Source organism: Bacillus aquiflavi (genome assembly GCF_019915265.1).
In the GTDB taxonomy this organism is placed as follows: domain Bacteria; phylum Bacillota; class Bacilli; order Bacillales; family Cytobacillaceae; genus Bacillus_BT; species Bacillus_BT aquiflavi.
In genome coordinates this window covers 1,287,981-1,306,822 of the sequence record NZ_CP082780.1, presented here as the reverse complement: position 1 = coordinate 1,306,822, position 18,842 = coordinate 1,287,981, and the positions used below count along the sequence as shown (strand labels likewise).

Annotated in this window: 14 protein-coding genes and 1 pseudogene; 8 read left to right on the top strand and 7 right to left on the bottom strand. The window is 36.0% G+C overall.

All coding sequences use genetic code 11. The annotated features are described in order from the left end of the window. Positions 1 to 14 precede the first annotated feature (14 nt). The 3 genes and pseudogenes from cas8c to cas3 all read right to left on the bottom strand — a co-directional run bounded on the left by cas8c (position 15) and on the right by cas3 (position 5,254). Positions 15 to 1,906, bottom strand: a pseudogene (gene cas8c, locus K6959_RS06510) (type I-C CRISPR-associated protein Cas8c/Csd1). Continuing rightward, complete coding sequence (gene cas5c / locus K6959_RS06505; RefSeq protein WP_223087961.1) at positions 1,903 to 2,625, bottom strand: type I-C CRISPR-associated protein Cas5c; 723 nt, start codon at positions 2,623 to 2,625, stop codon at positions 1,903 to 1,905. The pseudogene cas8c and the gene cas5c overlap by 4 nt, the downstream one beginning before the upstream one ends. A gap of 217 nt (positions 2,626 to 2,842) precedes the next feature. After that, a complete protein-coding gene (gene cas3 / locus K6959_RS06500) occupies positions 2,843 to 5,254 on the bottom strand; it encodes a CRISPR-associated helicase Cas3' (protein WP_223087959.1) in 2,412 nt (803 codons plus the stop codon). A gap of 303 nt (positions 5,255 to 5,557) precedes the next feature. Here cas3 and K6959_RS06495 point away from each other — a divergent pair, with 303 nt between their 5' ends. Genes K6959_RS06495 through K6959_RS06485 form a run of 3 tightly spaced genes read left to right on the top strand, consistent with a single transcriptional unit; the run spans position 5,558 to position 10,516 of the window. After that, on the top strand, positions 5,558 to 7,693 hold the full coding sequence (locus tag K6959_RS06495) for a hydantoinase/oxoprolinase family protein (protein ID WP_223087957.1): 2,136 nt from the start codon (positions 5,558 to 5,560) through the stop codon (positions 7,691 to 7,693). Between the two features lie 21 nt (positions 7,694 to 7,714). Beyond that, a complete protein-coding gene (locus K6959_RS06490) occupies positions 7,715 to 9,997 on the top strand; it encodes a hydantoinase B/oxoprolinase family protein (protein WP_246234677.1) in 2,283 nt (760 codons plus the stop codon). Positions 9,998 to 10,015: 18 nt separating this feature from the next. Further along, positions 10,016 to 10,516, top strand: coding sequence for an acetone carboxylase subunit gamma (locus K6959_RS06485; RefSeq protein WP_163241905.1), 501 nt, complete (start codon positions 10,016 to 10,018; stop codon positions 10,514 to 10,516). A gap of 42 nt (positions 10,517 to 10,558) precedes the next feature. Here K6959_RS06485 and K6959_RS06480 read toward each other — a convergent pair whose 3' ends face one another. From K6959_RS06480 to K6959_RS06470, 3 genes are all read right to left on the bottom strand, one after another. After that, entirely contained in the window at positions 10,559 to 12,484 is a 1,926-nt protein-coding gene (locus K6959_RS06480; protein ID WP_262421906.1) for a sigma-54-dependent Fis family transcriptional regulator, read from the bottom strand. Positions 12,485 to 12,675: 191 nt separating this feature from the next. Beyond that, a complete protein-coding gene (locus K6959_RS06475) occupies positions 12,676 to 12,945 on the bottom strand; it encodes a cupin domain-containing protein (RefSeq protein WP_374058356.1) in 270 nt (89 codons plus the stop codon). Positions 12,946 to 13,044: 99 nt separating this feature from the next. Next, positions 13,045 to 14,202 (bottom strand): acyl-CoA dehydrogenase family protein, encoded by a 1,158-nt coding sequence (locus K6959_RS06470; protein WP_163241906.1) that lies wholly within the window; start codon positions 14,200 to 14,202, stop codon positions 13,045 to 13,047. A gap of 240 nt (positions 14,203 to 14,442) precedes the next feature. Here K6959_RS06470 and K6959_RS06465 point away from each other — a divergent pair, with 240 nt between their 5' ends. Genes K6959_RS06465 through K6959_RS06450 form a run of 4 tightly spaced genes read left to right on the top strand, consistent with a single transcriptional unit; the run spans position 14,443 to position 17,552 of the window. Then, positions 14,443 to 15,216, top strand: coding sequence for an amino acid ABC transporter ATP-binding protein (locus K6959_RS06465; protein WP_223087955.1), 774 nt, complete (start codon positions 14,443 to 14,445; stop codon positions 15,214 to 15,216). Next, the gene (locus tag K6959_RS06460; protein ID WP_163241908.1) at positions 15,213 to 16,049 is read left to right on the top strand and encodes a transporter substrate-binding domain-containing protein; all 837 of its coding nucleotides are present in this window, start codon (positions 15,213 to 15,215) and stop codon (positions 16,047 to 16,049) included. The genes K6959_RS06465 and K6959_RS06460 overlap by 4 nt, the downstream gene beginning before the upstream one ends. A 43-nt stretch (positions 16,050 to 16,092) precedes the next feature. Beyond that, positions 16,093 to 16,794, top strand: coding sequence for an amino acid ABC transporter permease (locus K6959_RS06455; RefSeq protein WP_163241909.1), 702 nt, complete (start codon positions 16,093 to 16,095; stop codon positions 16,792 to 16,794). A gap of 26 nt (positions 16,795 to 16,820) precedes the next feature. Continuing rightward, a complete protein-coding gene (locus K6959_RS06450) occupies positions 16,821 to 17,552 on the top strand; it encodes an amino acid ABC transporter permease (RefSeq protein ID WP_163241910.1) in 732 nt (243 codons plus the stop codon). Positions 17,553 to 17,636: 84 nt separating this feature from the next. Here the strand turns inward: K6959_RS06450 and K6959_RS06445 are convergent, their stop codons facing one another. Further along, on the bottom strand, positions 17,637 to 18,113 hold the full coding sequence (locus tag K6959_RS06445; RefSeq protein WP_223087953.1) for a SepA family multidrug efflux transporter: 477 nt from the start codon (positions 18,111 to 18,113) through the stop codon (positions 17,637 to 17,639). Between the two features lie 367 nt (positions 18,114 to 18,480). Between K6959_RS06445 and K6959_RS06440 the strand changes: the two genes are divergently transcribed. Then, complete coding sequence (locus tag K6959_RS06440) at positions 18,481 to 18,693, top strand: hypothetical protein (protein WP_223087952.1); 213 nt, start codon at positions 18,481 to 18,483, stop codon at positions 18,691 to 18,693. Positions 18,694 to 18,842 lie beyond the last annotated feature (149 nt).

Genomic DNA, 18,842 nt, shown 5'->3' with positions numbered 1-18,842 from the left:
TCATATCCCCCTTTTTAATTAGAAACTTCTTTCTTCACACTGTTATTTTCTTTTTTCTGATATAACTCATGACGCTGGCTATAAAACCCTAATAAATATTTACCAGAGAGTGGTTTATTATTAAAAAATCTCTATTTTAATCTTGGAACCGACCTCATCTATTAATTTGTTATAATACCAAACTTTTTCTCCTAAACGTGCTTGATAGGGTTGTAATGCTCCTTGAATTGTTCTCCAAGTTCTTTCAGGATGTTGGGCAAAAGAGCTCATATATCTTCTTGCATTTGTGGCACGTTTATCATTTGTATCTAAAGCTTTTCTTTCTAACACATCGGCAATTGCAAGTAAGCGTCCAAATAAATAATCACGATCATTATTTTCTACATCTAATGTCAAATTGTACTCCTCCTTTTTATTGATTAATGCACAAGTAATACTAAGTGTTTTCTCCCATTCCCAATTTTCCATTGATACTGGATTTGATGCACGATAAAAAGCGCTATTAACAATATCTAACGGAATTTTTTTGCCATCAATAATACAAGGAAGCATCCGTTCCATAAGACCTTTAACTATTTTTTCATTTGCTTTTGAGCCATAAGCAGCAAAGGCGATATCCTTCGTTGCAGGAGCTCCATAAAACTGAACATATTCTTCGTATTCATTTTTTCGATACCGATGTAGCCATGAGCAAGTAGAGTGCCATTTTGCTAGTTTATCTAAATAAAATTTTGTATCCATATTTCGGTAGTAAAGCACTGCAAGACGTCCTGTTGTTGCCGAGTCAAGGATTAAAATATTTACCTGTGATTTATGGGATAAATTATTTTTATAGCCATCTATCGCCTTAGCAACTTCATTAGCAAATTCTTGATTAGTAAACGAGATTCTTAATTTGTTCTCAATCGGTAGAGAGAAAAGTGAGTACGTATCCTCGTTCGGATCAACAATATCAAGATCATTGTTTTCCCAAACAAGAAACACCCGCTGGTCAACTATTTTCCCTTGGCGATTAATGAGCCATTTTAATGCATTATGAGCTTTTTGTGACACTTCATAGCTAATATTTGCAACTTCATTACTCTTATTAAAGCGTCCTCTATATGTAAATCCACTCGTATCATTTGCTGAGATTAGCTTTGCCTTATCTGCTGCATTTCTAATTTTGTTCGCATGTTTATCAGTTCTTGGCAACTTGTCTCCTGTTACATAACACAGCTCTTCATCACCTAACAATTCTTTATAATAGCGGATAAACGATTCATACATCTGTTTATCTTTCCAAACCTTCGTTAATATTTCATTTGGGGAATAAACATTAAATCGAACAAAAGCACTTTCTTGTCCGCCACTCATGACAGAAAAAATTGAAGGTTTTTCTCCATGTAATAACCCATACTTTTTATCCCATTTATTGATTAAATATCCATTACCATCTAAATACAATATTTTTTCGTTTACTAAATCTTTAATTAATCGTTTTTTGCTTAAATATTTATAAATACTTTTTATTTTTTCGTTACCGTATGGGGAATTAGCCCACTCTTGTAATTGTTCAATATAATATGTAAAGGGCTCTTCTTTTTTTATTTTCCCACCGTAGGCTACAAAATCCCCAGCTACATAGCTCAATTTATCATGAAGTGGATAAGGGGCTATTTTCGATCCAGCTCGGTTAGCTGATTCTTCTGTACATGGAATTAGTGTACTTGCATCTTCCTTACTAATTACAGTAGCAGAATGAAATTCTCCAGCTTCTGTTATATTTACTTCAATATGTGCATTTTGTGTCGTATGGGGGAATAGGTAACAAGGTGAATTCCTTATTATTGTATTTTTTCTCAATGATTCCTACTTGATCTAAATTGGATTCATACGTCTCATATAAATTTAGTAACCAGCTCATTTATTCACCTCCATTTCTAATTGTTGTAGCAAGTCATTTGCCGATTGGATATTTTTATGATCAAAATGCTTTATTTCCATGTCTTTAATCTTGCGAATTTGTGTACATTGATCAGGTTTAATAAATTTAATTACACCATTTTTTATTACTGGATTCCATAGACGCACTTCCATCTCATTTCGACCTGTTTCATCTGGATAATTAATCCCATGAACCATCGTACCGAAATGAATTTCTCCATCATAATGATCGTAGAATCCGTCTTCTTCGCCAAAAAAACATGGCTCAACATATGCTTGGCATTCTCTAGCACCAAGAAAAATATCTCTGCGCCCGCCAGCTTTAAGAGAACGCTTCATGATATTATGGTGTTTTTTCTCATTACGATCAAAAGCCAGATCAGGTCGATTTAAATTAAAAACAAAATGACAGCGTACTTGATAACGAACATCTCTTAAATACGTATAATTAGCAAGCGTATTACCGCCGCCATAGTCTATAGGCCGAACACCTTTTGACTCCATACGGATTGGGTTCATAATACGAACTTCATCAACTATCATTAATAAAGTAGGTTTCCAATAAATGGATTCAACAATTCCTTTTAGAGCTGCGTAAGTTGGGATCTGATACGACAACTTTTCCCCGCCCATTTTCGTTAAAGGATCCGTGAACAAAGCGTAATCCCCATAGACTTCAAATTCGATTCCATTTCTCATTCTCTTACCCCCCTTCTAAAGAAATTATTTTTTCAACAATGTTATTGTATACCAAATAGTTCATACTGTAAATATAAAATTACATATTATATGAATATTAATCTATTTTTTTAAATATGGTAAAATTTTTTCAAGTTGTCGCTTTTCTATAAGCGTGGATTGAAAAAAATATTATGTTATTTTGAAAAACCTATCTGGAAGGAAAAGATAGGTTTTTTCAAAATATGTTTAAGTTGTACTCGCTATCATTTTCTGGATTAAGTCCAAATTCTTCACTGTACGCCCCTTCTGTCAATGCTAATATTTTTCCATCAAAATAACTAACAATCCCATTATTTTCCTCCAATTGCTCTTTTTCATAATGATAAAGATTAATGGTATACTGTTGAGATTTTTTTAATAGGTAAGAAAGCTCTTGGATTGTATTATTACTATTTAATTCAGCAATTACTTCCTTTCCATCTTTATAAGGGACAATAACAGTAGCTGTATGATCATCAATGACATGGAAATGTTCAGCCGCTGTTTGGTAACTATTCGCAATATATAATGGTACCTGCTTTCCTTCCTTATGACGAAAAGCTTGAGCATAACCACTTCCAGTCAATAAATCCGTCATTTCCTTTCTCAATTTTGGAATATAATAATTAAGGTCTGTATGAAACTCTCTATAATATTCTTTAAAATACCTCACAATCGCTTCCTTAGATAAAATATGTCCCCCGTGATTATTCTGATCATGTTTAATGTCAATGAGAATCCTCTTTGACACTTGTTTTCCAATTTTAATCTCTTTAAGACGATCCAATTTTTCTTCTTCATGATCTATAACATAAACATTTTGAATCGGCTTTTCACCATGTCGATTACATCTGCCAGCCGCTTGAGCAATAGAATCTAACCCCGCTAAAGAACGAATGACACAATCAAAACTTACATCTACTCCCGCCTCTATTAATTGAGTACTAATGCAAATAATTTTCTTGCCTTCCTTAAGATGATCTCTTACTTCAGCTAAAATCTCATTTCTATGCGCTGCACACATCGCTGTACTTAAATGAAATATCGGAATATCGATTTCCTTTTCTTTTAATAAAGCATATAGATCTTTGACTACGGATTTCGTATTTAAAATAACTAAAATACTTTGAACATCCTCTATTTTTGAGTGTATAAAGTCGCTAAGTTTATCATTGTTAAATAACTCATTTGTTGCTCTATCGATGATCTTAACCCGTGTGAAGGCTTCAATTACATCCTTTAGATTTTCGATCATTTCACCGTCTGTATTAATTTCTAACTTATGTTCCACAAAGTCGAGTGCAGGTTGAGTTGCAGTACAAAGAACGATACTTGAATGACCATACTGTTTTAAAAAATTTACTGCATGATTAAATAAAGAGACGCATGCAATGGGCACCTTTTGTACTTCATCAAAAATAATCACCGACTCAGTTAAACGATGGAGCCTTCTAATGTTTCGGCTTCCTTTTGCATAAAAAACATTTAAAAACTGCACCATCGTTGTAAATATAATCGGGGCATCCCAATTATCTTTCGCTAACTTTAATTTTTGCTGTACATTTATAATCCCTTCGCTATTTTCGTCATTATCATTCGTATCTTCGATAACATTTGAATGATGTTCCAAAATATTCGCTTTATCTCTTAATACATTTCTAACTTCTTCTGCGTTTTGTTCAATTATCGTTGTATAGGGAACAACGTAAATAATACGTTTTTGATTGTATAGTTTGGCATGTTTTAATGCGTATCTTAAGCTTGCTAATGTTTTACCGCCCCCGGTTGGGATTGATAGTGTATAAATTCCTGATGGCTTTTCAGCAAATTTTTCACATTGATTTGACATCTCTGCCCTCAGAAGATTTATAGGTGTATTTGCATTTGGATATTGTTTAAAAACATCGATTTTTTCTAACAGTCGGTCATAATATGTATCAAATAATTTTTCGTTATTCTTTTTTAATCCATCATTTTCTTCAAATAATCTTGTATTCGTTCGATCAGCATCGATTAATGCGCTAAAAACAAATTTTGTTAAAAACATCAGCAGCTTATAATAATTTTGTTGAGATTCCTTAGCTAAAAAATTTTTAATTTCTAAAGCTGCCTCATTAACATACTCTTGAAAATCCGCTTCACTCATGACATGAGCGAAAAATTGTCTTTTCGTCGTTTCAAATTCACTTAGCTCTTTATCTCGTACTCTCTTTAAATAATTCGATTGTAACTCTGGATTTAAAAAATCTTGAAGATATGAATGATGCGATATAATTGCATTCCCTACAACTTCGGCTAAAACTCCTTTCCAAGGCGAGCGATTAGCACCAATATGAAAAAGTTCATACAAAAGCTTCCCGCCAGCAGTTGAATGATCTACACTCCCCCTTTTAGGTGGATCATTAGGATTTTTTACCGCTTCTAAAATATATTCTTTAAACTCCTGTGAATATTTACCTACATCATGAAGCATTCCAGCCAAGCCGGCTACATGTTTGACACCAAGCTTTTCTCCATAAGACTCCGCTAATTCCTTTACTTCTAGCAAATGAGCTTCTACTGTTTGTATTTGATGGTCACTTTCCCGAATATGGGCAATAGAAATCAATTTACTCTCTCCTTCTCTATTATTTTATAAAATATAAATCTAGCTAATTATCCATTTTCTAATATCATAAGAACTATTTTATCATATATTTACAAATTGAAATAAAAATACTAAATCATTCAATTAATTCAATGAATCTCAGTTGTATCGCTACAGTTGTAGCAAAATAATACAGGACAGTAAAAGCAGCTCTTATTTCACTTTTCAAAAATCCTTACATGGCAAAATTATTTGTCGTTTTAAAAAGTTGGCACAGTTTATGCATGTTTATCAAGTAACTTACATGAAAGGAGAGATAAACACTTGGCAAAGTCACAAATTCTTGCTATTGATGCTGGCGGTACAATGACAGACACATTCATTATTGATGAAAGGGGGGAATTTGTAGTTGGTAAGGCGCAAACAACCCCGGATGATGAGAATATCGGCCTAATAAATTCTTCTAAAGATGCTTTAGCTCAATGGAATACATCAATCGAGGGAGAGTTCCCCAATCTTCTTGCTGGCGTTTACTCTGGGACGGCGATGCTTAATCGACTAGTTTCAAGAGTCGGCCGTCGTGTTGGTTTAGTTCTTAATAAGGGAACAGAAGATAGTCATCGGATGGGTCGTGCAATCCAGTCACACTTAGGTTATTCATATGCTGATCGAATTCATATTAATACGCATCACTTTGACCCGCCGCTCGTTCCTCGGAAATGGACTGTTGGTGTAACTGAGAGAGTCGATTTGTTTGGTAATGTCGTCATTCCCCTTTACGAAGATGATATTAAACCGGCAATTCAAAAACTATTAGATGAGGATGTAGAAGCCATTGTGATTAGTTTATTACATTCGTATAAATATCCGCATCACGAACGAAGAGTACGAGATGTAGCTGAAGAGATGATTAAAAAAGCGAATAAAGATATTAAAGTTTTTGCAACGGTTGATTATTATCCTGTCCGAAAAGAATCGCATCGGACGAATACGACTATTGTGGAAGCGTATGCAGCAGAACCTTCGCGAAAAACATTAGAAAAAATAGACGATGCACTGCGAAACAATGGGACTAAGTTTGACTTGCGGATTATGGCTAGCCATGGCGGAACAATCAGTATAAAAGCGAATGAATTAGCACGAACTTGCGTTTCAGGTCCGATTGGCGGAATGGTAGGAGCGAAATATTTAGCTGAAAAACTTGGACTAAAAAATGTTGCTTGCTCTGATATCGGTGGAACGAGCTTTGATATTGGCCTGATAACACAGGGAGATTTAGCGATTGATACTAGCCCGGACATGGCTCGGCTCGTTCTTTCTTTACCACTCGTCTCAATGGATACAACTGGTGCGGGTACTGGAAGCTTTGTTCGCATTGATCCTAACTATAGGAATTTGACGCTAGGACCAGATAGCGCTGGGTCGCGCGTCGGTGTCTGTAATCCAAAGAGTGGAATTGAAACGGTTACCGTATCAGACTGTCACGTTGTTTTAGGTTTAATTAATCCTGATAATTTTATCGGCGGGGCCATTAAGCTTTCAAAAGAGCGCGCCTACGAAGCGGTGAAAACTCAAATTGCGGATCCACTCGGAATGTCTGTTGAGGATGCGGCTTACGGTGTCACAGAACTACTAGAGTCTCAGCTTCGCAACTACCTTGAATCAATGATTCTTGGAAAAGGTTACTCGCCGTCTCAATACGTTTGTTTTTCTTATGGCGGAGGCGGTCCTTTGCATACAGCAGGTTATACGAAAGGTCTCGGTTTTGAAGACGTCCTTATACCTGCTTGGGCAGCTGGATTTTCTGCGTTTGGATGTGGTGCGGCCGATTTCGAATACCGCTACGATAAAACATTAGATATTAACGTGACAGAAAAAGCAGAAAAAAGCGCTATTCTTGAAGCGGGAAATGAATTACAAGCAGCATGGGATGAACTAAAGAAAAAAGTTTCAGAAGAATTCGAGAAGAATGAATATTCCCCTGAAGATGTTCACTTCCGCCTTCTTTATCGAATGCAATATCAAGGGCAATTAAATGACTTAGAAATTGAAAAGCCAATTAAGCAGTTTCAAGATGTTGACGACTACCAAGTACTAGTTGAAGCATTTGAAGAAGCATATACACGAGTTTATGCAAAATCAGCTTTATCACCTGAATTAGGCTATTCAATAACAGGGGCAATCGTAAGTGGAACCGTTGACGTAGCCAAGCCAAAAATTCCAGTAGAACCTTTATCAAGTGAAACACCTCCTGGAGAAGCATTTTTAGGACACCGAAAAATTTACTGGGATGGAGAGTTTATCGAAGCAAAAATTTATGAGATGGAAAAACTGCTACCGGGTAACAAGATTAAAGCATTTTCAATTCTTGAATCAACGGCAACAACGTTAGTTGTTCCAATTGGTTTTGAAGCATATCTTAATGAAAATCGTATTTTTCACCTAAAAGAATTGAAATAACATTAAAAGGAGGAAACAAAATTGGTTAAAGTACTTAATGAAATACTTCCAAAAACGAGAAAACCAATTGGCTGGGACGGAAAAACCTTAAAGCAAATGCGGCAAGAAATCGATGAAATAAGTAAAAAAACGGGTCATTATGCCGGATTAACAGCACTTTCCTTTAAAGAATCCGACCCGATCCGTTTCGAAAAAATGTATTCTAAACTTCGGGGCGGGATCGTTCATGCACGAGAAACGGCAAAAAAAGTAGCAGCTTCGCCAATTGTTGAGCAGGAAGGTGAATTATGTTTCAGTTTATATACTCCGGAAGCTGATTCAATTGTTACTTCAACTGGGATTATAATCCATGTAGGAACGATGGGTGCTGCAATTAAATTTATGATTGAAAACGATTATGAAGACAATCCTGGAATTAATGATAAAGATATTTTTTGTAATAACGATAATCATGTCGGTAATGTGCATACATGCGATGTTCACACTCTTGTTCCGATTTTCTGGGAGGGAGAAGTCGTTGGCTGGGTTGGCGGCGTGACACATGTTATTGATACAGGCGCAAGTGCGCCAGGCAGTATGCCGATGGGACCTGTCCAGCGATATGACGACGGCTATCAAGTAACTTGTAGAAAAATCGGTCAAAACGATGTCTTATCTAAGGACTGGATACTTGAAAGTACACGCTCTGTCCGTGCTGTTAAGTATTGGACACTAGATGAAAAAACACGGATTGCTGGATGTCATATGATTCGTGATCTCGTATTAGATGTGATTAAAGAAGAAGGTATTCAGGCATACAAGCAGTTTATCCGTGAAATTATTGAAGATGGACGTCGCGGCTTTGTCAATCAAGTGAAAACGATGTTAATCCCTGGGAAATATCGGCAAGCTTCTTTTGTTGACGTTCCATTTAAAGATTTGGATCTCCCTTCATTCGCTAGAATTAATACAATTATGCATTCACCGTCAGAGATTACTGTTCATAAAAATGCTCAACTAGAAATCGATTTTGAAGGAACAAATCGTTGGGGATGGCATCCTTTTAATGCGACACCAGTATCAATCACGAGCGGGATTTGGGTCATGCTATCGCAAACGCTTGTGCCAAATGATCGAATTAACGATGGTGCCTACTATGCAAGTAAATTTAAAATTCCATATGGCTCGTGGCTGAACCCTGATGACATTCGTTCCGCCCATTCTAATACTTGGCACGGTCTCGTTTCAGCATGGTCACCTCTTTGGCGGGGGTTGAGCCGATCTTACTACGGCCGCGGCTATTTAGAAGAAGTAAATGCTGGAAATGCCCACACGACTAACTGGTTAATGGGCGGCGGAATCGATCAATATGGACAGCTTTCTGCTCTTAACAGTTTTGAAACTGCGGCATGCGGTGTTGGGGCTAGCGCTGTAAAGGACGGCATTAGCCATTCAGCCGCACTTTGGAATCCTGAGGGCGACATGGGCGACATGGAAATTTGGGAATTGCTTGAACCACTTCTCTTTTTAGGTCGAGAAATTTTGCCGGGATCAGGTGGAGCAGGTAAATATCGCGGCGGAAACGGCTGGCAATCCCTCCGTTTAGGCTGGGGTGCCAAAGAGTGGTCAATGTTTGTTGCCGGTGCAGGAGTTATGGCCACTGACTGCGGCTTAATGGGAGGTTATCCCGCTTCTAGTGGATATCGATTTACTGCATACAATACCGATATAAAAGAACGTATTAAAAAACAGCTCCCTATCCCATTAGGAGGAGATTTTGATCCAGATAACCCAACTTGGGATTCGTTGATGAATTGTGAAACAATTCATCGTGATCGGCAAGCAGTCTCAACGCAAGAAGAATTTAAAGATTACGATGTAATTATGAACTACTTGCGCGGCGGTCCAGGATTTGGAGATCCTCTTGAACGGAATCCGAAACATGTAGAACAAGACTTGAATGAAAGATATATTTTACGGCGTTATGCAGAAAAAGTATACGGCTGTGTCTTTTCTAAGGAAAATGGCACATATAAAGTCAAGATGGAAGCAACCGATAAAAGACGAAAACAAATCAAGAAAGAACGGTTAGAACGCAGCATTCCAACTAAAGATTGGATGAAAAATGAACAGAAAAAAATAATGAACAAAGAAGCCTCTTTACAAGTAAAACATATGTACGCTGAAAGTTTTGCATTAAGTGAAAAGTTCACTAACGACTTTAAAGATTTTTGGGATTTGCCTTTAAACTGGATGATTTATGAAGACGAACTAGGTGTGCCTATGCTAGGATCACACATTAATCGCTTTAAAGAAGAAAAATAAAAAAAAGGTGAAAGCGTAATGGCAAAATACGATCAAAAGTTAATTGGCGAATTAATCGATGGAACGTTAGAATTTTATCAGCTTAAAGAAATGATGTCAGGACATAAAGATCCGGAACGTTTTGAAATATATCGAGAGGTGTTACAAGAGCGTGTTCCTTGGGATGATCCAATTCTCCTCCCTTACGGACTGCACCTGTATATTGTACAAAAGAAAAATGGCGATCGCATCGTGAAGTGTGATTGCGGTCATGAATTTTGTCATTATAAAGAAAATTGGAAGCTGCACGCACGCATTTTCGTTCGTGATACTGAAGAAAAGATGAACGAAATTTATCCAAAACTAATGTCCCCTGACACTGAATGGCAAGTGATACGGGAATTTTATTGTCCAAGTTGTGCATCCCAGCTAGAAGTTGAAGCTGTGCCTCCTTGGTATCCGATTTTGCTTGATTTTGAACCAGATATTGATACTTTTTATCATGATTGGGTAAAGCTCCCCCTCCCTAAAGGAAAATAATGTTTTGCGACGGTTCTAGTAGAACCGTCGCTTACGTTTTATTTATAATTGATATTTCTGAATTTTTCTGTAGAGGGTTGTCCGTGCTATTTCACAACGCCTAGCAACCTCTGATAAGTTCCTTCCTGTTTCCAATAGCAGCTGCTCAATTTTCCGCTTTTCCTCCGCCTCTAAAGGGGTGAGCGTTGAGCTGACATTGCTGTTATTGAGCAATTTTTTTGGTAAAGAGTCTAGCGTAATCCGATTATTTTTACAAAAGAGAACTGCATACTCGATAATGTTTTTAAGTTCCCGAATATTTCCCGGCCAATCATAATGACGGAAAAAGGCCAGCACTTGACGATCAATTTCTGGAACAGGTCTATTATGTGTATTGGCGCTATTCATAGTAAAATAACGGCATAGAAGCGGAATATCTTCTTTTCTCTCCTGAAGTGAAGGAAGAATTAGTTCGACTACATTCAGCCGATAATATAAATCTAAACGGAATTCTCCTTTGTCAATGAGGCTTGTTAAGTTTTTATTTGTCGCGGCAATAATTCTGACGTCAACCGGTAGCGGCCGTGATGATCCGAGTCGCACAATTTCTTTTTCTTGCAGTACACGTAGTAGATGAACTTGTAATTCGAGAGGCATTTCCCCTACTTCATCTAAAAAAAGTGTTCCTCCGTTAGCTTCTTCGAACTTACCTTTTTTTCCGTCACGTTTTCCTCCTGTAAAAGCTCCAGGTTCATAGCCGAAAAGTTCACTGGCGATTAACTCCTTATGAATCGCTCCACAATTAATTGCGATAAAAGGCGAGTCATGTCGTGAGCTTTCCTTGTGTATGGCATTGGCAAATACTTCTTTTCCTGTCCCGCTTTCTCCAGTAAGCAGAACTGGAACGTTCGTCGGTGCAACAACCTGCGCCTGATGAATAAGCTGTTTCAATGAGGATGATTGACCAATTAAATGTTTCCATGCTCTTTGATCACTCGAAATAAAAGGTTGGCGCTCATTCCTTTTTTCAAGCTGAAGAAGAAAACCGATGCGTTTTGATTCGAGTATAATGCTTCGTATGTAGAGAATTAATTGTAGTGAGGGGAGATGCAATTCCTGTTCTTGTTCATCACTTGTTAAAATAGACGTTTTTAACAAGTGAAATTCAGGACGGAATAACAATTCACTCCAATGATCAATTTGCAGTAAGGGCTTACATTCAGAACCGGCATGAACGACGTTTAACATCTCGTCAAGTAAGATGATACGATTTGATTTCCATTTTTTCACCTCTACCCCATAGCATTGTTCTAAATATTGTCTAGTTTTATTAGAGGTGCTAAATAACTGTTGTTGAATCATCATCGCAATATTTTGGACAAGGCTAAGAGAATGTGGTTGCGCTAAGTCACTGGGCCCTGTCAAATCGATCACACCTAGTGTTTTTCCAGTGAGCGGGTCTTTAATCGGGGCTGCAGAACAAACCCACGGATGAACTCCCTCACAGTAGTGTTCAAATGAAAAGATTTGTATCGGCTGTTCTACAGCAATACATGTTCCAATCGCATTTGAACCAGCCGCTTTTTCGCTCCAATCTGCCCCTTGAGTAAAATTCATTTTTTGCGCCAGTGAGATGGTAGAGGAATTTCCTTGTAAATAAATAATTCTTCCCTTCTCATCACATAACGTAATAAGATGCCCTGTACAATCAATTTGATGATATAGTTCTTTTAAAACAGGCAAGGAAGCATGGTACAATTGTGATTTATTGATGATTTCGGTTAACTTTTCATTAGATATCAATACAGGTGTTTGTTTTTGCCGTGGATTAAGATTATAGTTTTGACAACGCTCCCATGATTGAAGAATTGTTGTACGAATTTTTTCTGGTTTTCGTTTATTGACGATAAAATCCTCCCATTTAGACTCTAATTCTTTCATTTTTTTATGGAGATTACGAATAGAATAAACGGCTAAACTGGAACACACCGATACTAGCCCTCCTTCTTAAATCGGATATACAATTTTCTGAATATTTATATTATTAGAAATAATATATAATACTGTAAACATGTGGTCAAATATATAGGAAAGGGGAAATAAAGTGAGAAATGAAGGAATTTAGGGCTAAAATAGAATTTTTAGCCCCGTAGAAAGTGAATATGTTGAACTTCTTTAATCTAAAAAATCCTGTCTCCTTTGCTTGGTGGTTGAGAAATGACTAAAAACTCAACATTTTTATTTGACTTGTTAAACATTTGGTGAGGCACTAAAGATTGAACCTCTATTCCCTCTTGTGGATGTAAGATTATCTCTTTACCATCTATTTCAATCGTTGCTGTTCCTGATAAAACAAAGAAAAATTGGCATGCATGTTGATGATAATGTTTCACTTCTGAAGTATGAGCTCGCATACATTCGTGGATTATACTTAAATCTTGATTTTTCACTAAATGCCACCCATCACATTGATCTCCCCATAAATAATGTTCCGCATTATGTTAGCTTATTTTCATTTCTATCTCACCTATTCAAAAAATGATCACATGTTACTTTCCCGCTTGTTCGATTGCGGTTAATGCGAGTTTTTGAATGGTCACATCGTCCATCGGCGGATTGTGCAGTCCAGCTCTTACATCGCGGTAATATCTTTGCAACGGATTTTTACGTTGAAGACTTTTTGCACCAACTATTCTCATTGTTTTATCAACAATCCGAATGGCTGAATTTGTAACTGTATGCTTTACTGCTCCAAGTTCGTTTGTAATATGAGTTCTTCTTGATTCGTCGTCATATGCCTCTGCCACACTGTAGATAAAATGTCTTGCTCTCATTAATTCCAATTCGATTTCTCCGATGAAACGCTGAACGTTTGGCAGTTCACTAATTGTTCCCTTAATACTGTTTGGTGAATGTTCACTGGCAAATTTAATCGCATAGTCTCGTGCTGCTTGAGCAATACCTAGGTAACAAGCTGGAATATGCAATATCCAACCGTTCACTTTGTCTCCTCGCGGGCCGCCATGAACCTCGACAAGCATTGCATCGTCCACTTTTACATGATCAAGTACAAGATCATGGCTGCCTGTTCCCCTCATAGAAATAACATCCCATGTTTCCTCGATCGTTAATCCTTTTAAATCTTTATGCAGAAGAAAAAAACCGATCGCTTGTTTTTCTTCAATCCATGCAGATGTTAAAAAATAAGTTAATACTGGGGACATCGTTGTGAAATTTTTCCGCCCAGAAATAACCCAAGCTCCGTCTTTTTTTACGGCATGTGTCCCAGGACGACCGCCTCTAGTTGGACTCCCTGTTTGCGCTTCGCTGACTGCCCTATTCACTAATGCCCCTTTAACAACTTCCTCGGCAAAAAAATTTAACATACGGTCATTCCATAATTTTTTCTCGTAAATTTCTCCAGTACCGCCAAGATGCCAGCCGATTGAAAGTGCTGTAGCTCCATCAAAGCTAGCAAGTGTTTCTTGAAATAGAACCATATCATATAACCCTATCCCCTCACCGCCGTAAACCTTTGGTAAAGTTAGTTTTGTATAACCAAGCTTTACTAATTCCTGAATATTTTCTTTCGGAAAAATTGCAAGCTCATCAATTTCAGCTGCTTTATTTTCAAATTGCTTCCGTTTATTTTGTAATTTTTGCATCCATTTTTGCTGCAATTCTGTTTTAATAAATAAGTTTTTCACCACATTCACCTCAGAATTTGCTTTAAACTTATAATTCCTAGTTGTATTGTAGGTTATAATAATAACGTAGTTTACTAGAGGCGTCAACGTTTCCGATTATTCAATTTTATGAGTATTTAAAAACTGAATAATCCCCACTTTACAGATGTAAATAGTTATGATAATCTTTTGGTTATATTTTTTATCATTGTTAAAAAATAATTATTATTATATTTTTCTAGTAAAAAGCGAGGCGTTTACATGATTAGTCTAAGAAATATAAATAAGCAATTTAAAAAAAATGAGGTATTAAAAGGGATTGATCTTGATGTAAATAAGGGTGAGGTTCTCGTCATTATTGGGCCGAGTGGATCAGGGAAAACAAAACTCCTCCGGTGCATTAATTATTTAGAGCGTCCTGATAAAGGCTCGATAACTGTTGATGGATTGACTGTGATGGGAAAGCATCCGTCTAAACGCGATATTCTCACATTAAGAAGAAAAACAGCAATGATTTTCCAGCATTATAACTTATTCAACAATAAAACTGTCTTAGAAAATGTGATGGAGGGACTGATCATTGCAAAAAAAATGCCTAAAAACGAGGCTCGAGAAATAAGTATTTCTTTACTTAGGAAAGTCGGCTTATCCGAAAAATTCACTGAATACCCTTCGCAACTTTCTGGCGGACAACAACAGCGTGCAGGGATTGCACGGGCACTTGCCTTAAATCCAGCAGTCATTTTACTTGATGAACCAACCTCGGCACTTGATCCAGAAATGGTCGGGGAAATCCTTGCAATTATAAAACAAATTGCAGCTGATGGGATGACAATGGTAATCGTCACTCATGAAATTGATTTTGCTCGAGAAGTTGCAGATCGTGTCGTTTTTATGGATGACGGTCATATCATTGAACAGGGGCCGCCACATAATATATTCATTCGTCCAAAAAAAGAACGGACAAAGAAATTTTTAAAAAGACTTGTACACGAACCAAATACTCAATTTAAACAAGGAGGTTCATTTTTATGAAGAAATTTTGGTTACTATTAGGGCTTTTATTTATGATAACAGGATGTGCTCAAAGTACAGAAAAAGCAGTCACTGAAGATGGAAAGAACATAGTTAAAGTTGCATTAAGTGATGAAGTTAATCCCCCATTTCTATATGCTGATGAAAAAAATAATCCGATCGGATATGACATTGACTATTTAAAAGAGGTTGAAAAAAGACTCCAAGATTATAAGTTTGAATATATTTGGGGTGAAGAAGAAGCAAATTTAGTCGGTGTAGATAGTGGAAAATATGATTTTGTAATTAACTGGTTTTTTAAAAACCCTGAAAGAGAAGAAAAATTTCATTATCCTGAACACGAATATGGATATTCATTAACCTCTTTAGTGACTAAAAAAGATCGTACAGATATTAAAACATTGAATGATATGGTTGGCAAAAAATTAACTCCAATGTCACCCAGCGGCGGATTACGTTCAATTCTTAATGCATATAATGAACAGCATTCTGATAACCCTTTACAAATTGAAAGTATTGAGTCTCCTTCAAATGCTGAAAATTTAAAATTAGTTGATAAAGGTAAAAGAGATGCGATGTTTATAAATGTAACGACGTTTAATGAAATCCAAAAAGAACTTAATCTCAATCTAAAAATAGCTGGCATTATATCTAAAGAACCAATTTGGACTGTTTATCATAAAGAAAATAAAGAGCTGGCACAAAAGATTGATCAAATTACAATTGAATTAATAGAGGATGGAACACTTTCAAAGTTGGCTGAAAAATGGTTTGATGTAGACTTTTTCAAAGACATTGATTATATCAATGAAGAAGGATTTAAATATAATTAGTTCATTTCACTTCATGATTTTGTATCAAAAGGCGGTGACATAGTTGAATAACAGTGGAGTTGGAGATTGGTTAGATTTATTTGTAAAAGTATTGGAGAAGCTGCCTCTTACTTTACTAATGCTCGGGCTTTCTCTGTTTTTTTCTTTTATATTAGGTATCATCATCGCAGTTATTCGCATTAAAAAAAAGCTTATCCTCTATCAAATGGCAACAGTTTATTTATCTTTTACACGCTCAACACCGTTATTAGTTCAGCTTTTCCTTGTTTACTTTGGTTTGCCGCAGTTACTTTTAGCTTTTAACATCGATATTAATAACTGGGATCGACTTGTCTTCCTTATTATTACTTTTTCGTTACATACTGCAGCATACTTATCTGAAGTATTCAGATCAGCATACATTGCTGTCGGCCATGATCAATTGGAAGCTGCTTATAGCGTAGGTATGAGTTATTTTCAAGCGTTGAGAAAAATTATTCTTCCGCAGGCGTTTATTATTTCACTGCCCAATCTAGGAAATAACATTATTGAACTGCTTAAAGATACTTCTTTAGCCTTTACGATCGGAATCATTGATATTATGGGTCAAGTTCGAATTATTTTAGGAAACAACCATGGGATGGGAATGTTTCAAATCTATGTTGTTATTTCTCTAGTATATTGGGGCACTTGCATAATAATTGAAAGTGTCATCAGTTATATGGAAAAGACGTTTAAAAAAGGTCGTGTAAGCTTATTAAAATAATCATTTTCTAAGGATAGTGATTACTCATGTCAATGATCAACTTAGAGTTTGCTTTGGAACATTTTCCTGATGTAGTAAAAGGGGTGCCACTCACATTAGCGATTGCAGTTGTCTCGATGATACTCGGTTTAGTATTCGGTCTTTTCATTGCATTATGCAGAATATTTAAAGTACCTGTTTTAAACCGATTTTTCGTATTTTATATTTCTTTTATTCGCGGAACGCCGTTGCTCGTACAGCTCTATATATTTTTTTATGGCGTGCCTATTTTGCTTGAATTGATGAACGAACAATTAGGAACAAACTTTGATGAGGAGCACATTTCTCCATTAATCTATGCCATGATTGCGTTTTCGATCAATACATCTGCGTACCAGGCGGAAATTTTCCGAGCCTCAATAAATGCGACAAACATGGCGCAAATAGAGGCAGCCTACTCTGTAGGAATGACGACTGCTCAAGCGCTAAGGAGAATTATTATTCCTCAAGCATTTGTAACGGCTCTTCCGAACTTAGGAAATACGTTTATTGGACTAATTAAGGCAACTTCACTGGCTTTTGCGGTTAAAGTTGTTGAAATTTTAGCTCTTGCTAAAATTATCGCAAATGATGGTTATCGATTTTTAGAAATGTATTTAGTTGCATCCATTATTTATTGGATCATCTGTCTCCTGTTTGAAGTGATCTTTTCAATTATTGAGAAGAGAATAAGACGCTATGAAGTGCAGTTAGAAAGAGATGACAAAGTTTTAACGTAAAATTTGCTTAAAATCATCCTCCTGCTGTTATATGGAACGTGCTTCAGACTCACATTTTTCATCTTTACAAGCTGAAGCACATTCCTATGATTTTTTAATCAACTTATGATCATCGCTTATGGCATAAAAAAAAAAGTATATTACTGTAAATACTAAAATGGTACCGCTCCAAGATAAATCAATTCTTGAAAAACTCTTTTCAACGATCCCTTTAAAAATAGTAATACTCAAAGATAATTGAACTACATAGCTCCCTACTAATACTTTTTTTGTAGTCTCAAATTTTAACATTTTAATAGAAATTTTTATTAAAATCTCAACAACAACTCCAACGATATAAATGACGAAAAGCAAAAATCCAAAATAAACGACATTTTTCGATAAGCGATCATAAAATTGTATTTCAACAAAATTAAATTTTGCAAGTATATTATATAGTCCATACATACCGAATAACGGCATTAAAACAAAGACTGTCGTAATGACTGCAACCATTAAAACGACGATTGAAATCGCTATAATCACAGACTTATCAATTTTTTTATTAAATTCACTTGACATATAATACCCCCAATGTAAAATATTAGGTGGATATAATTTAATATATTAGGAGGGATTTACAATTAAACAATCATCAGTAAGAAAAAAGCTGTTCAAACCTTTTGTTATTAGTCTCGTCGCTACACTATTCATATCATTTACTTTACCAGGATTTTCCGAAAAAGCAAGCGCAAATAGTTTATCAGATGTTGAAAAAGATTTATACAAAAAAAGTTTACTAGAAAATTCTAACTTTCATGACGATTTACTAAATGCCAAACAAATACTTACGTTAAAATCTAAAGATCAATCTACTGTCCATAATGATGCCTCTACTTCAGGATTTTTAGGCGGTGGTTTAAAAGCTTTAAAAGCTTTGGGGAAAATAGTGAAACACGGTGGAAATACTCTATCTTGGCTATTAAAACCTTTTAGTAAAAAAGTTTCTGTAATTGTAAAAAGGAATAGCAGAAAAATTGCGAGAGTATTAGAGAAACCAGAGAAAGCCACAAAATCTTATATAAAATCTAAATTAATTAAAGCTGGTGTGAAAAAAAACGATGCTGAAACAATTGTATTTTGGATTTTTATGGTGATATAAAATAATATATGATTAACTGCTCCAAATATTCCCTGGCAATATTTCACAAGAATTTTATCATCCATTAAGGTGTGAAAAACAACCCCACTTAAATTTAAATCTATCCTATAATGACTCTTGACAATCATGTTATCGATGGTAAGATTTAT

Coding starts and splice junctions, on each gene's coding strand:
- K6959_RS06465 (WP_223087955.1), top strand. CDS start 14,443: ATGATTAGTCTAAGAAATATAAATAAGCAATTTAAAAAAAATGAGGTA.
- cas5c (WP_223087961.1), bottom strand. CDS start 2,625: ATGAGAAATGGAATCGAATTTGAAGTCTATGGGGATTACGCTTTGTTC.
- K6959_RS06450 (WP_163241910.1), top strand. CDS start 16,821: ATGTCAATGATCAACTTAGAGTTTGCTTTGGAACATTTTCCTGATGTA.
- K6959_RS06485 (WP_163241905.1), top strand. CDS start 10,016: ATGGCAAAATACGATCAAAAGTTAATTGGCGAATTAATCGATGGAACG.
- K6959_RS06445 (WP_223087953.1), bottom strand. CDS start 18,113: ATGTCAAGTGAATTTAATAAAAAAATTGATAAGTCTGTGATTATAGCG.
- K6959_RS06460 (WP_163241908.1), top strand. CDS start 15,213: ATGAAGAAATTTTGGTTACTATTAGGGCTTTTATTTATGATAACAGGA.